General features: G+C 35.4%; 21 protein-coding genes. 9 read left to right on the forward strand and 12 right to left on the reverse strand.

The window, feature by feature from the left end:
- Positions 1-26 precede the first annotated feature (26 nt).
- Positions 27-1370, forward strand: coding sequence for an MFS transporter (locus ACIF8R_RS03500; protein WP_396479123.1), 1344 nt, complete (start codon positions 27-29; stop codon positions 1368-1370).
- A gap of 67 nt (positions 1371-1437) precedes the next feature.
- On the opposite strand, the gene ACIF8R_RS03505 is transcribed toward ACIF8R_RS03500, so the two are convergent.
- The 7 genes from ACIF8R_RS03505 to ACIF8R_RS03535 form a co-directional block, all read right to left on the reverse strand.
- Positions 1438-2424 carry an AraC family transcriptional regulator gene (locus ACIF8R_RS03505; protein WP_396479125.1) on the reverse strand — a complete coding sequence of 329 codons (987 nt, stop codon included), beginning with the start codon at positions 2422-2424 and terminating at the stop codon, positions 1438-1440.
- A gap of 321 nt (positions 2425-2745) precedes the next feature.
- Positions 2746-3531: a 3-hydroxybutyrate dehydrogenase gene (locus tag ACIF8R_RS03510; RefSeq protein WP_288421538.1), complete on the reverse strand. Its 786-nt coding sequence runs from the start codon at positions 3529-3531 to the stop codon at positions 2746-2748.
- A 33-nt stretch (positions 3532-3564) separates the two neighbouring features.
- Positions 3565-4986: a GntP family permease gene (locus ACIF8R_RS03515; RefSeq protein ID WP_396479127.1), complete on the reverse strand. Its 1422-nt coding sequence runs from the start codon at positions 4984-4986 to the stop codon at positions 3565-3567.
- 544 nt (positions 4987-5530) lie between these two features.
- Entirely contained in the window at positions 5531-5953 is a 423-nt protein-coding gene (locus tag ACIF8R_RS03520; protein ID WP_396479129.1) for a hypothetical protein, read from the reverse strand.
- Between the two features lie 81 nt (positions 5954-6034).
- Positions 6035-6568, reverse strand: a complete 534-nt coding sequence (locus tag ACIF8R_RS03525; protein ID WP_396479131.1) for a hypothetical protein — start codon at positions 6566-6568, stop codon at positions 6035-6037.
- Between the two features lie 152 nt (positions 6569-6720).
- Complete coding sequence (locus ACIF8R_RS03530; RefSeq protein WP_396479133.1) at positions 6721-7062, reverse strand: hypothetical protein; 342 nt, start codon at positions 7060-7062, stop codon at positions 6721-6723.
- Between the two features lie 96 nt (positions 7063-7158).
- Positions 7159-7986: an RsiV family protein gene (locus tag ACIF8R_RS03535; protein ID WP_396479135.1), complete on the reverse strand. Its 828-nt coding sequence runs from the start codon at positions 7984-7986 to the stop codon at positions 7159-7161.
- Positions 7987-8173: 187 nt separating this feature from the next.
- On the opposite strand from ACIF8R_RS03535, the gene ACIF8R_RS03540 reads away from it, so the two are divergent.
- The 6 genes from ACIF8R_RS03540 (at position 8174) to ACIF8R_RS03565 (ending at position 13942) form a co-directional block, all read left to right on the forward strand.
- Positions 8174-8560, forward strand: coding sequence for a hypothetical protein (locus ACIF8R_RS03540; RefSeq protein WP_396479136.1), 387 nt, complete (start codon positions 8174-8176; stop codon positions 8558-8560).
- A gap of 145 nt (positions 8561-8705) precedes the next feature.
- Entirely contained in the window at positions 8706-9587 is an 882-nt protein-coding gene (locus tag ACIF8R_RS03545; protein WP_049065395.1) for a LysR family transcriptional regulator, read from the forward strand.
- Between the two features lie 244 nt (positions 9588-9831).
- A complete protein-coding gene (locus tag ACIF8R_RS03550; RefSeq protein ID WP_019459101.1) occupies positions 9832-10536 on the forward strand; it encodes a CoA transferase subunit A in 705 nt (234 codons plus the stop codon).
- Between the two features lies 1 nt (position 10537).
- Positions 10538-11179, forward strand: coding sequence for a 3-oxoacid CoA-transferase subunit B (locus tag ACIF8R_RS03555; protein ID WP_069140430.1), 642 nt, complete (start codon positions 10538-10540; stop codon positions 11177-11179).
- A 115-nt stretch (positions 11180-11294) separates the two neighbouring features.
- The gene (locus ACIF8R_RS03560; RefSeq protein WP_396479138.1) at positions 11295-12704 is read left to right on the forward strand and encodes a short-chain fatty acid transporter; all 1410 of its coding nucleotides are present in this window, start codon (positions 11295-11297) and stop codon (positions 12702-12704) included.
- A 65-nt stretch (positions 12705-12769) separates the two neighbouring features.
- Positions 12770-13942: a thiolase family protein gene (locus tag ACIF8R_RS03565; protein ID WP_396479140.1), complete on the forward strand. Its 1173-nt coding sequence runs from the start codon at positions 12770-12772 to the stop codon at positions 13940-13942.
- 60 nt (positions 13943-14002) lie between these two features.
- Here the strand turns inward: ACIF8R_RS03565 and ACIF8R_RS03570 are convergent, their stop codons facing one another.
- The 4 genes from ACIF8R_RS03570 to ACIF8R_RS03585 all read right to left on the reverse strand — a co-directional run bounded on the left by ACIF8R_RS03570 (position 14003) and on the right by ACIF8R_RS03585 (position 17308).
- Positions 14003-14899, reverse strand: a complete 897-nt coding sequence (locus ACIF8R_RS03570) for a LysR family transcriptional regulator (RefSeq protein WP_004887299.1) — start codon at positions 14897-14899, stop codon at positions 14003-14005.
- A 237-nt stretch (positions 14900-15136) separates the two neighbouring features.
- Entirely contained in the window at positions 15137-16033 is an 897-nt protein-coding gene (locus ACIF8R_RS03575) for a LysR substrate-binding domain-containing protein (protein WP_019459097.1), read from the reverse strand.
- Positions 16034-16810: 777 nt separating this feature from the next.
- On the reverse strand, positions 16811-17032 hold the full coding sequence (locus ACIF8R_RS03580; RefSeq protein WP_000668585.1) for a hypothetical protein: 222 nt from the start codon (positions 17030-17032) through the stop codon (positions 16811-16813).
- A gap of 90 nt (positions 17033-17122) precedes the next feature.
- Complete coding sequence (locus ACIF8R_RS03585; RefSeq protein WP_396479142.1) at positions 17123-17308, reverse strand: hypothetical protein; 186 nt, start codon at positions 17306-17308, stop codon at positions 17123-17125.
- 414 nt (positions 17309-17722) lie between these two features.
- Between ACIF8R_RS03585 and ACIF8R_RS03590 the strand changes: the two genes are divergently transcribed.
- On the forward strand, positions 17723-19141 hold the full coding sequence (locus tag ACIF8R_RS03590) for an aspartate ammonia-lyase (protein WP_263613684.1): 1419 nt from the start codon (positions 17723-17725) through the stop codon (positions 19139-19141).
- 55 nt (positions 19142-19196) lie between these two features.
- On the opposite strand, the gene ACIF8R_RS03595 is transcribed toward ACIF8R_RS03590, so the two are convergent.
- Positions 19197-21401 (reverse strand): TonB-dependent siderophore receptor, encoded by a 2205-nt coding sequence (locus tag ACIF8R_RS03595; protein WP_396479144.1) that lies wholly within the window; start codon positions 21399-21401, stop codon positions 19197-19199.
- Positions 21402-21918: 517 nt separating this feature from the next.
- On the opposite strand from ACIF8R_RS03595, the gene ACIF8R_RS03600 reads away from it, so the two are divergent.
- Complete coding sequence (locus ACIF8R_RS03600) at positions 21919-23205, forward strand: MFS transporter (RefSeq protein ID WP_396479146.1); 1287 nt, start codon at positions 21919-21921, stop codon at positions 23203-23205.
- Position 23206: the final 1 nt, after the last annotated feature.

Genomic DNA, 23206 nt, shown 5'->3' on the forward strand with positions numbered 1-23206 from the left:
TTAAATAAATTTAAGAAGGAATACATATGAAAACGATAGATGCGAATACGATTATCAATCGCGAAAAACTGTCTCCCTTACAGTGGGTGGTTTTTATTCTAGGCTTTTTTGTCTTTTTCTGTGATGGTCTAGACACAGGAATTATTGGTTTTGTTGCTCCGGCATTACTAGATGACTGGGGAATTACCAAGCCTCAACTTGCACCAGTTTTAAGTGCTGCCTTAGTCGGCATGTCGATCGGTGCAATTATTTCGGGACCTTTAGCCGATAAGTTTGGCCGTAAAGGCGTTATTGTTTTTACCAGTCTTTTGTTTTCCATATTTACCATTTTGTGTGGCTTTGCTAATTCAACCCAAGACTTAATGATTTATCGCTTTATTACAGGTGTTGGTTTAGGGGCAGCTATGCCGAATATCAGTACTATTGTCTCAGAATATATGCCTGTAAAACGTAAAGCATTCCTTACAGGTCTTGCTGGCTGTGGATTTATGCTTGGTATTTCTTGTGGCGGTGTGTTGTCAGCTTATCTATTAGAAAGCTATGGCTGGGCTAAGGTGATTATTATTGGCGGGAGTATTCCCCTAATTTTAGTGGTTGCTTTATTACTTAAATTACCTGAATCAACGCAATACTTAATTACACGTCATCAACAAGATAAAGCACAGCGTATCTTAGAAAACATTCAAGGTCATTCTTTTCAAGAGCCTGTAAAACTTGTTTTAACTCAAGCAGAAAATACCTCAGATAAAAATCCGGTTAAAGTGGTTTTAGGAAAATATCTTTGGGGTTCAAGCATGCTTTGGCTCTGCTGTTTTACTAGTCTTTTGGTGTTCTATCTTTTAACAAGCTGGATGCCAACGATTTTAAAAACAGCAGGTTTCAGTACCCAACAGTTTAGTTTAATTGCTGCGATTTTCCCTTTTGGTGGTGTAATTGGCGCAACCATTATGGGATGGTACATGGATAAACTGAACCCAACTACAGTCATTAAATATTCATATCTGATTGCTTTCGTCCTATTCATTGTTGCAGGTTTGGTGAGCTCAAATATTTTCTTATTGGGTCTTACTATCTTCTTAATTGGTGTATTACTCGCTGGTGCACAGTCTTCATTACTGCCACTTGCAGCTATGTTCTATCCAGCAGTATGCCGCGCGGTTGGAGTTTCATGGATGCATGGCATCGGTCGTATCGGTGCAATTTTAGGCGCTTTCTTTGGTTCGCTCATTTTCACTTTCAACCTAAGCTTAAGCGGTATTTTCTTTATTCTAGCAATACCAACCTTCATCTCATTTATTGCACTTAGCCTAAAAGTAATTTATGAGAAATCTAAACACAAACAAGTGTTAAAGCTCGAAGAAAGCCTATAAATATTAATCGATAAATAAAAAACTGATTTAGTTGCCTAAATCAGTTTTTTATTTGGAAAATTAAATATCAGAAAATTTTGCCTTTGGTCTCACTTGGGTTTTCTCCAAATTCTTCACGATATTCTTGAGAAAAACGGCTTAAATGGTTAAAGCCCCAGTCATACGCAAGCTTTGAAATAGAAACCTTTTTATCTGCTCCTGTAGTGCTCAAGATTTTGTAAATTTGTTGAAGACGATATTTTTTCAAATACGACATTGGGCTGGTGCCGTAGTATTGTTGAAATTCATCATACAATTTTGATTTTGAAACCCCAGCCAAACGCTGCAAGTCTTCTGCACAGATTTCTTCGTGAGCATGTTCAATAATAAAATTACGAACCTTTCGAATATAAGCTGGCTCATCTTGATGTGAGAGTGACTTTAAAGCTTCAGAGTAGTTGTTTTCTTGAGATAATAGTAAGGCTTTAATTACAAAATTTTCATAATCTTCAGATAACATCTGCAAACCATAAAAATTACTATATTGTGATTTTAGCTGCAAAAAATTCTGAATATTCTTCCACCACGCTCCAATCAGTTGCTCAGAGTCTAAGTGCATTTCAGGGTTAAAAATGATAGGCGTTTCTATAGGTTTATTCAGTAAATCTGCAAGGACAATCTGCATACTCCGTTCAGGAATAACCACCTGAAATTTTCTGCAATCTTTATCGATAATCAAATCTTGCTGATCGTTATTTGAAACAATAAGGCCCCTGTTTTTATCAGATTGATAATGAGCGCCACGAATGTTGAGAGCTTGTCGACCTCGTATCGGCAAACTAATGCTATACGCTTTTAAATTTGAGATGTTAATGGCAACGTTTGCACCATAACTGATTGTACCGATTGCCATTTTTTTATTGGGCAAACGCATTCCGTCATAGTGAAAATCGAGAGTGTCTTTGTAAATTGTGTCTAGACGGTGTTCACCACAAATCGTGGACATCAAATTCTGCGCAAATTCAGCTTTGCGTGAATAATGATTGAGTTCCATCTGTTGGCTGAGTGATATCATATCCTTTTCACCTAGCTAAAACTTATTGCTAAAAAAGCAACTTGTATGCCAATTAATATCCTTTAATTGACGAGTTTTCCTGAAAATATCTAATCAGGAAATAACGTAAATATTACTTTCTCATACTCTATTAAATTTTAAAAATGGAAATAAGTTAAATACCTTTAAAGTATAAATTTATACCCTAACGAACTTATTTTTTTAGTTTTTTATAACAAGTTATAGTAGAGATAAAGCATTATTTTGAACAGTAGACGATCGTAAATTTTTAACGAATAAAAAACCGCTTATATAGAATAAGCGGCTTTTAAAACACTTAAATTATTGAGCTGTATAACCACCATCCATAACAACAGCCTGGCCTGTTACTCCACCTGCTTTATTACTCGCAAGGAAAATCGCATAGTCAGCAATTTCTTCAACAGACAACAAACGTTTTTGAGGAACCATGGCCAAAATTACGTCTTCAAGCGCACTGTCTAAACTCACATTACGGGTTTTAGCCAAATCTGCAATTTGCCCACGAACCAATGGCGTATCTACATAACCCGGACATAAAGCATTTACCGTAATACCGTCACGTGCACATTCCAATGCCGCAACTTTTGTTAGGCCAATCACGCCATGTTTAGCACTGTTATAACCTGCCTTTCCAGCAAAACCAATCAAGCCATTAATTGAAGCCATATTAATAATACGACCATATTTTTGAGCTTTCATGATTGGAAAAACGTGTTTAATACCAATAAATGCCCCTGTTAACATGACCTGAACTAGCTTTTGAAAAACAGCCGTTGGAAACTCTTCAATAGGCGCAACATGTTGAAAGCCAGCATTGTTAATTAAGATATCGACTGTACCAAAGGTCTTTTGAGTCAGCTCAATTGCTTGTTTATAAGCATCTTCATCAGTTACATCACATGGTGCAGACAGTGCATCAAAACCTTGCTCTTTAAGTGAGTTCGCCGTTTCTTGGCACTTTTCAGTATTCATATCAGAAATAACAACTTTGGCACCTTCTTGAGCAAATTTCTTGGCAATCTCTAGACCGATACCACTTGCAGAACCTGTAATAAAAGCAACTTTACCGTCTAAAAGTTTAGTCATTTATTTACTCCTTAATACTTATAACGTACTGATTTAAACAATACCTGTTACTGTAAAGACCGTAATCACCACAAATACTGCTAATGTTTTAATTACCGTAACTGCAAAAATATCTTTATACGATTGTTTATGGGTTAAACCTGTAACAGCGAGTAATGTAATTACAGCACCATTATGCGGAAGCGTATCCATACCACCCGACGCCATTGCAACCACACGGTGCATGACTTCTGGTGGAATACCTGCAGCTAAAATTGCGGCGTTATAATGTTCAGCCATCGCACTTAAAGCGATACTCATACCACCAGAAGCCGAACCAGTAATACCTGCTAATACTGTTGTGGTCACAGCCCCATTCACTAAAGGGTTTGTGAAGGTACTGCTCATTGCATGACTAATCATGGCAAAGCCTGGTAATGACGCAATAATTGCACCGAAACCATACTCAGAGGCCGTATTCATTACTGCTAAAAGTGAGCCACCAATACTGGCATTAATGCCCTCTTTAAAATTCGTCACGACACGTTGATAATCAAACAAAATTGCAGAAATAATCCCGACAATAAGTGCAAGGCCAACTGCCCAGATCGCACCAGTTTTTGCTACATCTACGGTGTAGTCAGCTAAACCGACAGTGGCAAAATCAAAGCCATTTGGATACCACTCTTTAATTGCTTTAGACAAATATTTGTTCATTACCGCAACAAGAATAAGGGGTACAAACGCTAAAAACTGACGAGCTGTACTTCCATTATTTTGCAGAGACATTTCGGCTTCAATTTCTTGAGGCTGCGTACCGTCTCCCCCAAAACCAGTGAATCCTTCACCAGCTTTTGCAGCAGCTCGGCGACGCCATTCTAAGTAGCTCAAACCCATGCATAGAACAAAAATTGCACCGATAATTCCTAGAAATGGTGCAGCATAAATATTGGTGCCAAAGAATGTAGTTGGAATTACGTTTTGAATTTGTGGCGTACCCGGCAATGCATCCATGGTAAATGTAAATGCACCCAGCGCAATGGTTCCCGGAATTAAACGTTTTGGAATATTGGCTTGTCTAAAAAGTTGGTTGGCAAAAGGATAAATTGCGAATACAGCAACAAAAAGACTAACGCCGCTATAGGTTAAAATTGCACCTAATAGTACAACGGTTAAAATTGCCTTTTTTGCCCCAATCCATCTTACAATGGTTCTAGCAATAGACTCAGCAATTCCTGACATTTCAACGACTTTACCGAAAATTGCCCCAAGTAAAAATACAAGAAAGTAATCTTTAATAAAGTTCACCATTTTGGGCATAAATACACCCGAATAAAATGGTAAGACATTGGCAGGGTTAATGAGAAGAACAGCGAGTAAGGCACAAATTGGTGCCATGAGAATGACTGAAAAGCCCTTGTAAGCTGTATACATTAACAGCCCAAGCGAAAGTAGAATTACAAATAATTCCCACATATATTCTTTCTCCCTAAAGAATAGATATTAGGTTCAATAAAATTACCAAAAGATATTTAGGTTATCCCAAACCGATAATGATAAAAATCACAATATCCATGTGTGGTAATAGGTAAATGAGCTTAAAAATAAAATATCACTAAAATATTTAAAAACAATGTAATTTATTGAAATTTTTAAATCACAATAAATTACAATGACTTATTTGACTCTCTTGGTAAAATTTAATTATAAAAAAATATTATTGTTTTATAAAACTTATTAATTATTGAGTAAATTAAATTAATATTTCTATATTATTTAATAAAACCAATTGAATAATATATTTTTTAAAATATTCTTTATCAAATAAAAAACAAAAGCCCCCTAATAAGGGCTTTTATCAAAGTATTAGTTTTATTAATTGTAAAGCATTTCACTTAAGAGCTTTACAGTAGCAAAGTCAGCTAGCATTGAACGTTCAGATTTACACTTATCAGTCTATATTATTAACAATTGGGTTATTTTGATTCTGCATAAATGTAATTCAATACTTATATCTGATTTATAATGGTAACAATCTAGGTCTACGATATGGACCAGAACTTATACGAAAAATATTTTTAACATTTGGTTTGATATTTTGTTTCTCAAAGGCAGGGTTAAAGCTTGATCCAGTACACAGTCCTTTTCCTTCAGGATCAGGTGCCACTGCCATACTCCATTGCCCTACTGGTAAATAAAATGTTGCTTTCTCACCTGTATCAAAACGTCCAATAGTTTCATTACGAAAGAGAACACTTAAGTAACAAGCGCTACCTAGAAAGCCAGTATCTCTAGTGATTTCAACTTCAGCATAACCATCTTTATTTTCTTGATAAGCAAATAAACGCTCTTTGGGTGATTGCTTTGCCATAGTTGTCGAAATAGGCGTTGTGGCACACCCAACCAAAGAAACGACAAAACCCAATAAAAGTATTTTTTTCATGACATTATCCACTTTAATAATGATTTAAATTTAACTGCTCAGAAAAATGAAAAAGCACCTGCGAGTATTTTTTATTTTCTTTTAATTAAAGTCAAAATTCTCACATTCAAACTTTGCACTTTCAATCGACTGTTTGGCTCCTTTAAGTGAGAATTCTGCTACCCCATATCCTTTGAAATTCACTGTTAAAATTTTTCCATTTTTCAGAGCATCATCTAGCTTATTTTCATGAACAACAATAAATAAAAATTCAGAACCTTTTTCTTCAATAAGATCTGCTTCAACACGTTTAAAGTAACCCGAATCAACCTGAATGTTTCCATAAATTGTACTTTGGCTATCTTCTTCTGAAGGTCTGTTAAGTTTGTATATAAACTCAACAGGAGCAAGCTTACACTTATTATGTGTTGGGTATGTTAATGCCAGTGAACTATTAGTTCTTTTATCTTCCGTGGCCGCTCTAGTTGCTTCAACGTTACCGAAGGTACTATTAGCGATTTTAAAATCGCTCCAATCGCCATTTTTCACATAATCTCTTACACCACTTTCTAAATCTTCAGCAAAAATTCCTTGGATACAGCAAGATAACAAACCTACTAAAAACAATTTTTTCATGAGTTAACCTATGAAATCTCAATATTTAATACCTAATTAAAAATAACTATTCAAATAGTAGCTTTTAATTTATATAGTCGCATCGGCTATTTGAATCTAATCTTAATACTGAGACCTTTTAATATATATTCCTTATTACATCTTAATATCTTTTAGGCGCAATCATTAAGCGCTTGCTTCATTTTCTTGGGAAGAATAGCCCAAGATGATGATGGAATATATCCTTTTACCTTGGTGATACTATTTTCATTTGCTATATATATAGTCACTCCCGCATATCCCATTTCCCCTTTAGCAAGTCTGAAACCATTTTTTGTCTCAGTCGTTGTAAGAGGCAAAAGCACAGATGTTTTTTCAAGAACACAATTTTTATATTCAGCTGTAGACTTTTGAGTTGTTAGCACTACATCAGGCTTATTTTCCTTTTGCTGTTCTATATTTTGGCAACCATTAATAAAAATAAAAAACAATCCTAAAAAAATAATTTTTTCCATAAATCACCTACTTTAACAATGACTGAAATTTAACATCTCATGCATTCAAAAACCACCCGAAGGTGGTTTAATCAATTTACAAATTATTATGAATCTCTACACTTCAGTTTTTAAAACAGGCATTGGTGGTAAAAACTCAGGTTTTATCAGTTGGTCTGTATCATGTAGCTCTAAACTCACGGGACCTAAGACATATGGAGCTAATTCGTAAAGCTGAAAATCAAATGTAATCCCGCCTGATTGATTAATATAGAAATTTTCACTTACTTTAAAGTCTTCCTTACTAATATAGGGTTCCATATCTTTTTCTTGACACCAATATTCGTATTGTTTCCACAGTTCGTCTTTAAGTGCATTCATTTTTCCAGTAACTACAATATCTTTTAATCTAATCCGTTTTTTACTTTTTAAGTCAAAAACATAATCTTCAAAAGTGGATATACCATGTGCTCCACCAGAATATTCCGAGCTAACTTTTGAAATTTGCACATATTGACCAAACTGTCCATTAAAGCGATAAACTACACTATCTGACCAATTATTAAGACCTTCAGCTTGGGTTTGATTTAATTGTTTTTGCTTTTCTGATGGAGGGGTAAGAGCATCTGCATAATCCTTTCGGATTTCTTTATCAATTATTTGATCAATCCAATTAATATTACTTTTAAGCGCAATAGCTTCTTTAGAAGTACATACAATCCCCTCAACATCTGGATTAGGCCCACAAATTTTGGGCTGTTCAAACTTTACAACAAAATTGCGCGCTATCATGGCAGGAATAGCATTCTCTTCTTTTGGAGGCAGTTCTTTCACCTTTGTGGTCGCTGTATTTTCTACTTTCTCTGTATTTTTTTCTTCTGTTTTTTTGACGCAACCACTCAATATAAATGGTATCAACACTAAGCCAAGAACATTTTTATTCATCAATTTTACCTTTGCACAATTTCATTTATCTTTTAAATTAAGTTCTAAAGAATTTAAACTTCACGAATATTTTAATTGAAATAAGGGCGACTTTATATGTAGATATATTTTTTGCACAGTAGTATGTATTTTATTTTTATAATTCAATAAAATGCCGACATAAATTTTTATAAGAAAATGAAAAACTATGTGGCTTAAATTTTTGTTGTATCCCATTGTTATGTTTTTACTGTGGCAAACTATTTTTGTAATCGAACAGGTTTCCTTAGAAAGCTTAAATACACCAAAATTACTTTTGACTATAATTACACTCATTATAAATTGGGGGATGCAAATTTTGATTGGATATAAAATTGCTCAATTAGCACCAAAACATAAATTGATAGTAAGTACGACCTATATTATCTTTTTCACGTTTATGATCACTATCTATTCTATAACTATATTATTAGAGGGTTTGAAAGTTGCTCCCCAAAAAATATGGATGGGCTGCTTATTTTTTCATGTAATTGGCATGTTCATATATTTTGCAAATCATAGGGATGACTTTTGTTGGGACAACTTACTAAAGTAGTTCAATATTTTTACACTCATTGCTTGTACTTTATTAAGTCAGGTAATGATCATTCTTTTTCATAATTTTTTCAAAAAACATCATATTAGGCAAATTTTCGTATAAATTACCCTTCTAGGTGAGCTGAGCAATCTAAAGGAATGAAATGACGCTTAAACAATTAAAAGCTTTTTTAGCACTTGCGCGTACACTCAACTATGCCAATGCATCTTTAGAGCTACATCTAAGCCAATCTGCCTTAAGTCTTACCATCAAAAGTTTAGAAGAAGAATTAGGCGGTAAATTATTTAACCGTAATACACGCCGTGTTGAGCTTACCCAAGAAGGTAAATCCCTCATTCCCTATGCAAAAAAACTACTCGCCAACTGGGATGAAATGGAGAACGATGTCAAACAACGTTTTAAACTCAATCGTGGAACCTTAAGTATTGCATCTATGCCCTTTGTGACTCATGCAATTTTGCCTGAAGTAATTCACCAGTTTTTAGCTGTTCACCCCAATCTTAATTTTTCAATTCACGATATTCCAAATGAGACCATTATAGAAAAAGTACAAGATGGTATTTTTGAGCTTGGTATTTGTTTTGAACCAGATCTCACAGAAGGCTTAGAATTTAAGCCCCTATTTGAAGAAGATTTCTTGGCTCTATTGCCAAAGACTCATCCACTTGCTCAATCATCTTCTATTACATGGCATGAGCTTTGTTCAAACCCATTTGTGACCTTACAAAAACCGTCAATTGTTCGTTATTTAGTTGAGCAAAATTGTTTGCGAAATAATATAACGCTCGATTTAAAAGTGGAATGTCACCAAATTTCATCACTTTCAAGTTTTGTGGCTTATGGTATTGGGGTAAGTGCAATTCCAAGACACTTCGCCAAACATATTGATAAAGAGCATAACGTGTTGATTGAGTTAAAGGATGAAGCTATTCATAAGACTGTGGGAATTGTTTATAAGAAGAATTTTGAAATTTCAAATATTTCTACTCAATTTATCGAGGCTTTGATTCAATATAAATTTTAAAAAATTAAAGACTGTCTTTTAAGATAAATTAAGCACACGTTTAAGATAAATTTATTAATTATTATAATTTTCAGTAGCTTGTGATTATTTTTTTACAATTTTTGCTCAGTGTAAAACTGATATTTTATTATAAATTTGATACCATTCATTGATTATACTTATTAATCCTTTAAAAAAATTAACTTCTATAACGCAAAATGTGATGCTAAAACTAAATTACTAAGGGATATAGGAAAACAACAGAATGAATAAAGTTTATGCCAATGCAGAGGCAGCACTGAAAGATGTAATTGCAGACAATCAAACACTTGCTGTTGGCGGTTTCGGTTTATGCGGAATTCCTGAAAAACTAATTGTTGCAGTTAAGCAAAGTGGTGTAACTGGTCTAACTTGTATTTCGAATAATGCAGGTGTAGATGATTTTGGTTTAGGTATTTTGCTTAAAACCAAACAAATCAAAAAAATGATTTCTTCTTATGTTGGTGAAAACAAAGAGTTTGAGCGCCAATATTTAAATGGTGAACTTGATGTAGAACTTACACCACAAGGTACTTTAGCTGAAAAGTTACGTGCTGGCGGTGCCGGGATTCCTGCATTTTATACTCAAACTGGCGTGGGTACTCTCATTGCTGAAGGTAAAGAAGAACGTACCTTTCATGGCAAAAACTACATTTTAGAAGAATCGTTAACAGCAGATGTGGCTCTTGTGAAAGCATATAAAGCTGACAAAGCAGGTAATTTAGTATTCCGTAAAACTGCTCAAAATTTTAACCCTGAATGTGCGATGGCTGGAAAAATTACAATCGCAGAAGTGGAACAAGTGGTTGAAATTGGTGAATTAGATCCGGATGAAATCCATTTGCCGGGTATCTATGTAAACCGCATTGTGCTTAATGCATCTCCAGAGAAACGTATTGAGCATAAAACTTTAAGCACGGAGGCAGTATAAAATGGCTTGGTCACGCAATGAAATGGCACAACGTGCTGCAAAAGAACTTGAAGACGGTTTTTATGTCAATTTAGGTATTGGCTTACCGACTCTAGTTGCCAACTATATTCCTGAAAATATTAATGTTTGGCTTCAATCTGAAAACGGTTTATTAGGTATTGGCGAGTTTCCAACTGAAGAAACTGTAGATGCTGATTTAATTAATGCTGGTAAACAAACAGTCACTGCTCGCCCTGGCGCTGCTTTTTTCTCAAGCTCAGAATCTTTTGCCATGATCCGGGGCGGTCATGTCAACATTGCAATTTTAGGTGCAATGGAGGTTTCTGAAAATGGTGACTTGGCTAACTGGATGATTCCGGGCAAGAAAGTCAAAGGTATGGGCGGTGCAATGGACTTGGTTGTTGGTGTCCAAAAAGTTGTCGTTCTTATGGAACACTGCGCAAAAGATGGTACGCCAAAAATTGTGAAAAACTGTAGTTTACCTTTAACAGGTAAAGGTGTGGTTCACCGCGTAATTACTGACTTAGGTGTAATGGATATTACTCCGCAAGGCATAGAGCTGATTGAACTTGCTAAAGATGTCACGCTTGAACAGATTCAAGCTGCTACAGGTGTCGAATTTTATAAAACCTTAGTCGCGTAAATTCTAAGATTTAGTTAGCTGTACAAGACTCAAGTTAGAAAGTGAGCTTGAGTCTTAGCCCTTTTAAGCACCGGATGTGCTGTTTATAAATAAGAACGAGAAGGATTTTTCAGCTATGGAAAAACAGCAAGGAATTTTTGAAAGATTTGCTCTTCGGATTAGTGACTGGTCTGAAAAATGGTTTCCTGATTCATATATTTTTGCATTACTCGGCGTCATTATTGTGTCTATTGCCGCTTTGGGTATTGGCGCCCCAATTCACGATGTGGCAACTTCTTTCGGTAATGGTTTCTGGAGTCTGATTCCATTTACCCTGCAAATGACTATGCTCATTATTGTAGGTTATGTCGTTTCTGTATCTAAGCCAGTCAAATATCTCATCCAAAAAATGGCACGTATTCCAAATTCTGGTCGTGGTGCTATTGTTTTGGTAGCAACCGTTAGTTTGCTAATTTCATTGGTCAATTGGGCTGTTAGCACAATTCTTACAGCGCTTTTGGTAATTGCTTTAGCAAAACGTAAAGAGCTGAATATGGATTACCGCGCAGCAGCTGCGGCAGCAATCATTGGTATGGGTGCAACTTGGGCTCTTGGAATCAGCTCTTCGGCAGCACAGCTTCAAGCCAATAAAAGTAGCTTACCTGAGTCAATTTACAATCTGACTGGTGTTATTCCATTTACCGAAACGATTTTCCTTTGGCAATCAATTGCGATGACCATTATTTTGGTGATTGTTTCAATCGCTATTGCATATTTTTCAGCCCCAAAAGGCAATAATGTTAAAACGATTGATAGTTTTGATGTTCAGTTTGAAGAAGACAAGCCACATGAGGAGAAATCTAATCGTCCGGGCGATTGGTTAGAAAACTCGCCTATTTTAACGATTATTGTAGTGGCATTAGGCTTAATCTGGATGTTTTTTGAATTTTCAAAAAGTAATCCAATCATTGCTATTTCAAGTTTAAACACATACAACTTTGTGTTTTTAATGCTTGGCTTAGCATTACATGGCACACCTCGAAACTTCTTAAATGCTGTTGCAAAGGCAGTTCCGGCTGTCTCAGGAATTTTAATTCAATTCCCTCTGTACGGAAGTATCGCCTTTATTATGACCCAAGCTTTAAACAGTCAGGATTTATCGCTGTCTCATTATGTTGCCGAGTTTTTTGTTTCAATCGCATCAAAAGAAACCTTTGCGATTGTGATGGGAGTTTACTCTGCTGTACTTGGATTCTTTGTACCGTCAGGTGGTGGAAAATGGATTATTGAAGCCCCATATGTTATGCAAGCAGCAAATGATTTGAAGGTTCATTTGGGCTGGTCTGTACAAATATATAATGCAGCCGAAGCTTTACCAAACTTAATCAATCCATTTTTTATGCTTCCAATGTTAGGCATTTTAAAGCTAAAAGCAAAAGATGTGATTGGGTTTACAGTGACTCAGCTCGTTGTGCATTTTCCATTAGTTTTATTCTTGCTGTGGTTCTTTGGAAGAACACTCAGTTACACCCCTCCAACTTTTTAATTTAGTGGCGCCTTTGGTTTAGGCTAAAGGCAAATTTAGCAAATACACCAATAAGAGATATTAAGATGAGTTCAATAGTTATAGTTTCAGGTAGCCGTACTGCAATGGGTGGTTTTCAGGGTAGTTTATCTTCTCTAACTGCACCAGAACTTGGTGCTGCTGTCATCCGTGAGTCGATCCAACGTGCAGGTGTTAAACCTGAACAAGTAGATGAAGTGATTTTCGGTTGCGTACTCAGTGCAGGTATTGGCCAAGGCCCTGCTCGCCAGGCGATGCGTAAAGCAGGTGTACCTGATCATGTCGGAGCTGTCACCATTAATAAACTTTGTGGCTCTGCAATGAAAGCTGTATTAATGGCATCAGATACTTTAAAAGCAGGCAGTGCCAATATCATTGTGGCGGGTGGTATGGAATCTATGACCAATGCACCGTATATTCTGCCGAAAGCTCGCGGTGGTTACCGTATGGGCCACGGCGAAATTAAGGACCATATGTTTTTAGATGGTCTTGAAGATGCTGAAACAGGCCGTTTAATGGGTTCATTTGCTCAAGATATGGCAAACACCAAAGGCTTTACTCGTGAGCAAATGGATAACTTTGCGATTTCTTCACTTAAAAAAGCGCAAACTGCCATTACAGAAGGTTACTTCAAAGAAGAGATCGTTCCCATTGAAGTAAAAACACGTAAAGGCGTGGAAGTTGTTGATCAAGATGAGCAACCATTAAAAGCAAATCTTGAGAAAATTCCGACCCTACGTCCCGCTTTTAGTAAGGACGGTACAATTACAGCTGCAAACTCAAGCTCAATTTCTGATGGTGCTGCTGCATTAGTACTGACTACTGAAGAATATGCACAGTCTCATGGTTTAAATACTTTAGCAAAAATTGTTGCAACTTCTACTCACTCACAGCATCCAAGCGAATTTACCATTGCTCCAATTAGTGCAATTCAAAAAGTGCTTGAGCGCGCTGGCTGGTCTGTTGACGAAGTAGATGCTTGGGAAATTAATGAAGCTTTTGCAATGGTGGCAATGGCACCAATTCACGAACTCGGCATTGATGAAGCAAAAGTTAACGTACATGGCGGTGCTTGTGCTTTAGGACACCCAATTGGTGCAACTGGCTCAAGAATTATTCTTTCTCTTATCTATGCTTTAAAACGTCTAGGTAAAAAGAAAGGTGTTGCTGCATTATGTATCGGTGGTGGTGAAGCAACTGCTGTTGCAATTGAAATCTAATTAAAAAATGAAAGAAGATGTAAGGACTTTCCTTGCATCTTCTTTTTATAAATAAAATTCTTAAGCTGTTTTAAATAGCTCATAGCAAGTTTGACGGAACCATTTATGGCTACTCTTATGGTGACAAGACATATGCCAATGTTGCTTAACGTCATAAGTTGGAAAATCAAGCGGTGCTGGTAAAATCTGTAAGTTCTCTCTAACCAATAAAACTTGGCTTAAATAATATGGAACAGTGGCAATCGCATCTGTTTCCTGAACAACTAAACCTACCCCTAAATAACTTGGTAAACGAATCAAAATGTTCCGATCCAACCCTTTATTTTGCAGCTCGTTTTTAATGTGATAATGCCCGATACCTGCATCAATATCGATATGATATTCGCGCATATAATCTTCTAAAGTAAAGTTATTCGGATCTAAACGCGGGTGGCTTTTTGAGCTAATCACGACATAGTGTTGACGGAAAAACTTCTGCTGATAAAAACCTTCTTCTAATTGTGGCAAGAAACCTATCGCCAAATCAATTTCACCATTTGCCATTTGATAGCTGGTTTCTGGCGTAATCGGTCTAATATTTAAACGAATAAGAGGGGCTTTTTCTTTTAAATAGTTGGTTAACTGTGGCAATAAAACCAAATGTGATACATCAGTCATTGCTATAGTAAACAGCTGATCTGAGGTCAATGGATCAAAGTTCACATTAAAGTTATTAATACTTTCAACCTTATCAATAACTTCACTAATAAGAGGGAAAATCTGCTTTGCAAGTTCGGTCGGAATCATTTCATTTCCAACTCGAATAAACAAAGGATCATTAAAATGTTGGCGAATTTTGTTTAGACCGTTACTTACACTCGGCTGTGTTAAACCAATAGCATCTGCAGCCATTGAAACACTTTTGAACCGATAAATATGATAAAAAATATTTAATAATCTACTGTCTAGATCAAACAAAATTGTCTCCGCTTGGACTCAATAATCCAGTGAAATAAGTTCAAAAACAGGCAGAAATAATAGAAAGATTTCTATACCCTACTTTTGACTTATTGAAATTTACTCTAAATTAGCAAAGAACTTAGACGAGGGGCAATGCTTTATCATGCCTTTCATCGTAAAGACCCAAGCATAATCTACTTATTTGATTAATTTATATATAAATATCGTGTACTTCATCTTGCGAATGAGTATGCGTTATTGTTCTTGCTGGGCTTTAAAACCATTCCATATTTGTTGTACCGATTTATTATCACTCAAATTATTTTTGAAGATATAAATATCTTGGGCAAGGCAATATTCTTGCTGATCTAAAATGACTAATTTTCCAGCTGCAAGGTCTTCTTCAACGTTAATTTTCGGAATCCATGCAACCCCTAAACCCTGCAAAACCAGTTCTTTTAAGTTAGTCGCATTGTCCGTTTCATATAACGTTTTATAAACAAGTTTACCTTCAATCAGTTGGTCTACCAGTTTTCTTAAGTAAGCATGTTTGCTATAGGCAAGCAAAGCAAAATTACTTTGTATTGTATGTTTAGGACTATGGTCAGGCTCAGTGGCAGAAACAGGAACAATAACTGTTTCAGCAATTTTAATACCACTTAAAATATCATCTCCAACTTTTCTAATATTGCTTTTATCTGCATAGCAAATCATGAAATCACAGGCACCTTCTTTTAACAAAGACAGGCCTTCTCCACTATTCGTTGCGACAATTTCAATTTTTAAATCACGAATAAGAGTAGGAAATTTCTTTAAAAATGTTGTTAAAAAACCTGAAGCTAATGAGTGAACAACACAGAAACGAATGGTAGATTCAGTTTCATTTTTAATATTTTTAATGAGTTTTGCGGTCTCCTCTACCTGCTTTTCAATGTTTTTAGACATGACTAACAAAATTCGTCCAATGTCGGTAAATTCGATATTGTTCTTGTTGTTTCTAATGATGACTTCCGCGCCAATCATTTCTTCAATTTGCTGAATTCTTCGAGTAAATGCAGACTGACTAATAAATCTTTTCTCTGCTGCTTTTGAGATTGAACGTTCACGTTCTAATGTGAGGAGATCCTCTACCCAACGCACTTCTAAATTCATCTTATCTATTCCCTTTTAGATTTATAATTTTATTAATTGATATTTTTGGGAAATAGCATGAATAAATGTAGTGATGAATAAAAATGGTAAAACATAGGGAGTACCTGCAAAAATGCGAGAAGAGAATGGACAAAGCCAAACTATGAAAATGAAGTATTTAATAATTCTGACATAGAAAAGAAAATAAGAAAATAATAGGTTTTGTTTTAACACGTTAAGAGATGAACATAAGTTCGACTCAACTAAAAAAATATTTGAAATCAATAAATAAAAAAATCATCATAAAAATAAATAAAGTATTTGAATAAGATAAGTTTTAGAAATAAGTATAGGTCTTTATTTAATCATTTCATGGATAAAAAAAGTCCGCACCTTGGGGAAGAATGCGGACTGTGAACTGTTTCAATAACCAATCCCTAGGTTATTGATTAAATTTTTTAGACTCTTAAATTAATATACTATTCCACTATAAAAAGTATTTAAAAAATCTAATCTTATATCTCGTCTACTCTGCCTAATCACAAAAACAAGAGAATTATTATTTACTCTTGCAATAAGACGGTAAGGTAATAATTGATGAGCAAATGATTACCTTACCTCATTTCAGGATTTAAGCAGTAATAATAATTAATTGTATTTCATACAATATTTAAGAAGAGTATAAGATAAAAAGACAATTCCGACTATTATACTAAAGTATCTATAGACTGACACATAGTGCATTAAGTCATCACTAAGAACGATGACTTATATTCGTGCTGATCTATAAAAGATGAACTAATATTCACCAATTAAGTAGTATAACTTTCTTGAAATTTCAACCATCATGTTTGAAGTATATTGACTGATTTCAAATATCTGTTTTTTCTGCGGGTTAAATACCATGTTGTCTTTTTCATCACTAAAAAAAACATAAGTTGTGTATTTATCCATGTGATGAATATGCTCTTTCAAGCTTAGTTTTTCACCAGAGTTAGGGTCATATGCAATAAACTTCATTCTCATGCATTTGTCTCTTTACAGCGCTTACATCTTAATAAAATTTCAGTCAAAAGATTATTTAATAGACAATAATCTTTATTGCCTCAGTTATTGATACGATGCAGCAGGGATATTTCGTTTTGCTTTTTGAATAGATAGTTCAGCATTCTTAATCGATTGCTGAGCTTCTTTAAGCATGTGTGAACTTTTGGTCTCAGTTTTTTCTTCATTTCCCAACAGGAGATAGCAAGCAAAACTTCCCAATATTAATAAAGCAGCAGTTACTTTTAACATAAACTTAATAAATCAAAATTTTCTGTATTATATGTATTTTTATGTGAAATGCATCACAATTTTATTAAAATTTATTAAACATGGCTCATTATTTGTTTATTAAAATTAATATTCACATGAAACTTCAATTAATTTAATGGTCTTTGTAAATAGAAATCATTGTTTATCTCGCTGCAGAATTTTTAATTTGTCTGATCTTTAGTGACTTACCCTTCATTAAAAAAACAATATAAATTATTGAATATATTTAATTTTATTAAAATTTTATTTTCTATAAGTTCTCAACTATTCCCTATTCATTTTAGTAAAGCTCAATTCTAATTATGCAAAAAATGCATAATTACTTTAATAAATGCATTAGAAGTGAAGCATTTCGAATTCTAAGATGAATCATCTTAACTAATTCGAAGTTTAATGATGAACGCTGATATTACTACCCGTATTGAGAAGGATCTTATTGGTCATCGAGAAATCAACAATGACCATTATTACGGAGTTCAAACATTACGTGCTTTAGAAAATTTCAACTTAACAAATAGCAAAGTTGGAAATTTCCCTAATTTAATTAAAGCATTAGCTATGGTTAAACTAGCTTGCGCTGAAGCAAACTATAATCTTAAAAGCTTAGATCAAACTAAATTTGAAGCGATTGAATACAGTTGTAATCAGCTTATTCGTGGTAATTTCCATGACCAGTTCCCAATCGACATGATGCAAGGCGGTGCGGGTACTTCAACTAATATGAATGCAAATGAAGTATTGGCAAACGTTGCTTTGGAATATATGGGCCATTCTAAAGGTCAATATCAATACTTGCATCCAAATAACGACATTAATATGTCGCAGTCAACAAATGACGTATACCCTACTGCAATTCGTTTAGGTTTGTTACTTAGCTTAGATGAATTAAATCTTCCATTTAACAATTTGATTCTTAGCTTCTTGAACAAGTCTCAAGAGTTTGCGCACATTTTAAAAATGGGCCGTACTCAGTTACAAGATGCTGTGCCTATGACATTAGGTCAAGAGTTTGGTGCTTTTGCGGTAACCTTACAAAAAGACCTTGAGCAAATTAATACGCTTATTCCAAATGTTTTAGCTTATATGAACCTTGGTGGTACGGCGATTGGTACGGGAATTACTACTGAATATAGTTACCGTGAACTTGCGATTCAAGCACTTGGAAAAATCTCTGGTAAGAAAATTAAGTCTGCTCCTGATCTAATCGAAGCAACTTCAGATATGGGTGACTTTGTTCTTTTATCTGGTTTATTAAAGCGTACTGCAACTAAACTTTCAAAAATTGCCAATGACTTGCGTTTACTTTCAAGTGGTCCACGTACCGGCATTAATGAAATTAACTTAGAAGCTCGTCAACCTGGTAGTTCAATCATGCCGGGTAAAGTAAACCCAGTTATTCCTGAAGCAATGAACCTTGCTTGCTTCCAGATTATTGCAAATGATTTGGCTGTAACTTTAGCTGCTGAAGCTGGTCAATTACAGTTAAATGCAATGGAACCACTTATTGCATTCAAACTGTTTGAATCGATGGACTTGCTTGGTAAAGCAATGGCGATGTTCCAAAGTAAATGTATTGATACGATTACGGCGAACCCTGAACACTGTAAAGCTTTAGTTGAAAACTCAATTGGTATTGTGACTGCACTTAACCCATACCTAGGTTATGAAACTACAACTCGTATTGCTAAAACTGCAAACGAAACTGGGCAAAGCGTATTGGCTTTAGTTCAAAATGAAGGTTTATTATCAGCACAAGTGCTTGATGAGATCTTGTCGATTAATAATATGGTTAAACCAAAAATGTCGGCTTAATTCCTGAAAGTAAAAAAGGAGCTTTTATAAGCTCCTTTTTTATTTGTTCTATATTTTAAAAACTGAAAGTTGTAGAGAATTGGGCTGTACGTGGATTACCCAAGAATAAATAGTCATCACCCATAAATGCGCCCACATCACGCCAATACTTCTTATTAAATAAGTTATCAATATTGAATCTGAATGTCGTGTCATGCCCAGCAAAATTTGTTTTATAGGCAGCGCCAATATTAAAGACACTATATCCGCCTACTTTTGCAGTTCCCTCTTTGTTTGCATATTTACTGCTACTATATTGCATACCACTGAGTAATCTTAATCCTTCAACAGACGGTACTTTATAAGATAACTGTGCTGTTGCACGTACCTTTGGTACATTTTGAGTTTGATGATCTTTATAGCTGTCAGTATCAATATCAACAAGACGAGATTTGGTATAGGTAACACCTGAACTTACATCGAGTGTATCGGTTAAGGCACCTGTTAAACCAAACTCAATACCTTGATTGTGTTGTTCACCTTGTTCAATAAAATCGAAAGTTCCATCTGCATTTACTTTACTGTATTGATTATCCTGTTTTAAATCAAAAATAGCTGCTGTTACTAAGAAGTTGCGTATTTGTTGTTTAACACCAATTTCATATTGTTCAGAGGTTTTCGGTGATAGAACTTCTAAAGCATTATTAGCAAACCATGGTGCTTCACTACCATCTGATAAACCTTTAGCATATGAAGCATACAGATTAGTCGTAGCAGTTGGGCTATACATGAGCGCTAATTGTGGCAAGAATTTGTTTAAATCCGTATCACGGCTTTGCTGCCCATCTGACTTATAGGCTTGCTCATCAAGATGAATAAGTTTCCCACCCAATAAAGTTGACCACTGATCGTTAAATTGAACTCGGTCAGATAGAGTAAATGCTGTCTGATCACTCTCTAGAGCTTTATAACGCTCACCTGGACTTTCTGATGATGGACTGTAGTCAATCGTATCTTCATAGATATTGCCTGTTCCTACCGCTACATTCAGTGGTGTATGGTGCTTTAAGGTTTTATAAGTACGTTGTAATTCGAAAGCGATTTGATGCTGAATGTTGCCAGTATTGAATTGACCATTTAACCCAGCTGCAAACTGATTGGTTATACGTGTATCATCTGGACTGCGAAAATCGTAAATATCATAATTACCGTGTTTATCAAAAGTATTGCCCAAGCCGGTAACTTCACAAATGCTGCTATAACATCCCCATGGGAAAGCACTATTATCATCAATCACAACACGGCTTTGAGACGCACTTAAGCTAGCATTCCATTGATCGTTAAATGCATATTGATATTTCAAACTCGCATTTAGACTATTATTTACAACAGGCTTACTCCAAGACTGGTAACCCAATAAACGGTCTTGATCTACATTTGTTGGTACTTCTTGCCCATCAAGTAGTTGATAACCCGGTACCGAACGTTGGCTTTGATGTTGCGCTTCAATATCAAACAGTAGCTTAGAGCGATCATTAATTTGCCAGTCTAAAGCAACTGAACCAAACTCTCGTTTACCATTTGCGTGATCAACATTTGGGTGGATACTTTCATGGGCCAAATTGATTCGATAACCAAAACTATCATTAACAAAGCCGCCTACATCTGTTGCCAGTGTATAGCCACCTTCTGAATTTGCATCGACCGTAATAGTTTTAACATCGGCAGGTCTTTTGGTGACATAGTTAACCACACCACCTGGTGTCGACATTCCACTTTGAATCGCAGAAATGCCTTTTAAAATCTCAACTTGTTCTTTATTTTCTAAAGCTACATTTTGCTCACCACGTATGGTATGGCCATTAATGAGATAACTGGAGCCTAAATCGAGTGCAAAACCCCGTGCTACAAAGTTTGGATAGTAACCAATAGCAGCGTAGCCATCGCCCAATGATGAATCATTTTTAATAACATCGGTCAGTGTTTTTGCGTGTTGATCTGCTATGCGCTCAGAGGTAATGGTGGTAATAGATGCAGGGACTTTCTTTACATCACCAGTTTGAAAACCAGATAAACTCACTTTTTTAGACGTATATAGCGCATCATTATTTTGTGTAGCGTTCACTGTAATGGTTGGGAGCTGTGAAACCTCCGCTTCATTTGCATAGACGACAGATGTTATGAGTGCAATAGATGAAGCCAATGCTGTTTTAGAGCATGTCATAAAGTGAAGATTTAACGAATGTCTTTCCATTGAATAACTACCTGCCATACCGTGCATAATTTGAAGCGCTAGAAATAAGTGCTGAGCCGATTTTTAGCCACGCAAGAATACAGCTACATATATTGAGAAACAACATATTCTGTATTTTTTCGATTAAGTGAATTTGAACTAACTTTTATAAGCTCATCATTATATCAATTTCATTTATTTTGATTAAAATTGAGGTTATAACTTTTTAAGTATTATCAAATATTCAAAATACACTTAAGCTCAAAATAGTACTCAAAAGGAGAAATAGAATAGGAAAATACCGTTATTAAATTAGCTTACTGATTTTAAAAACAATTAATTATTCAGTTAAATGAAAGGAAGTGTTCGATCATTGGTGAAAATCTCTTTAAATCGAACAAAAGGACGTAATCTCACTAGAATCGAATTTTAAAATTAGAAAAAATGAATGGTTAGGAATTTTAAGGAAGTGCTCAAGGTTGAGTGATTTTTAATAGTTCATTCTGTTTTTACGTAGCATACCTAAAAAATTCCTAGTTTTTGTCTACAAAACGATGGAAGAAATATGACATATACTCAGGAAGAAAAACGTAGCCGAATACGTGGGATTGTAGGCGCAGCCTCTGGTAATTTAGTTGAATGGTTCGACTTTTATATCTATGCAGTATTTGCTGCTTATTTTACTCAAGCCCTAACCGCACCTGATATGGATAGCACAACCAAGTCTATTTATGTTTGGGGTGTGTTTGCTGCAAGCTTCTTTATGCGTCCGATTGGTAGCTGGATATTTGGGCGCATTGCAGACCGACACGGTCGAAAAAAGTCGATGATTATCTCAATCTGTTTGATGGCTTTAAGCTCCTTTTTATTTGCAGCTTTGCCTACTTATGATCAAGTTGGTTTATTTGCCCCTTTTCTTTTACTTGTAGTGCGCTTACTTCAAGGCTTATCGGTTGGTGGTGAATATGGCGCCGTAGCAACATACATGAGTGAGTTAGGCTTAAAAGGCCAACGTGGTTTTTACTCGTCTTTTCAGTATGTCACCCTCTCTGGTGGTCAGTTACTCGCAAGCTTATTGGGCGTTATTTTGTTGGCATTTTTAAGTGAACAACAATTACATGATGGCGGTTGGCGTATTCCATTTGTTATTGGTGGTATTGCGGCAATTTTATCTTTGCTTGCTCGAAGTCGTTTAGAAGAAACGCTTTCACATCAAGACAGCGAACGAAAAGAGTCTGGTAGCTTAAGAGAACTCTTTAAAAAGCACTGGAAAACCTTTTTATTAGTGGTTGGATACACTTCTGCTGGTTCATTAACGTTTTATGTAGAGACTGTTTATTCAAAAACCTATTTAACCAACTTAGGGATGGACGGAAAAACAGTTGGTTATATCATGACCTTCGCCCTATTTGTCTATATGTGTGCTCAACCTGTATTTGGTGCAATTTCGGACCGTATTGGGCGACGCTCTTCAATGTTGGCATTTAGCTTATTGTCCGCCATTTTTATTTATCCCGTCATGGTGATCGGGATGCGTGCCTATATAGATTCTCCGATCATCATTACATTGCTACTCATCTTTATGATGATGTTACTCAGCTTCTATACTTCTATTAGTGGTTTGGTAAAAGCTGAAATGTTCCCACCTCATGTGCGAGCTTTAGGTGTAGGTTTCTCTTATGCAGTAGGTAATGCGCTGTTTGGTGGTTCTGCGCCTTCGGTTGCCTTACAGTTTAAAGCTGCTGGAATTGAAAATACCTTCTTTATATATGTGATTATCATGCTGGTTATCTGTTTCTTATGTAGCCTTGCGCTTCCGAAAAAACCAGATTATTTAGAACATGATCATTAAT

This window comes from Acinetobacter sp. ABJ_C4_1 (assembly GCF_044538495.1).
Lineage (GTDB): Bacteria > Pseudomonadota > Gammaproteobacteria > Pseudomonadales > Moraxellaceae > Acinetobacter > Acinetobacter nosocomialis_A.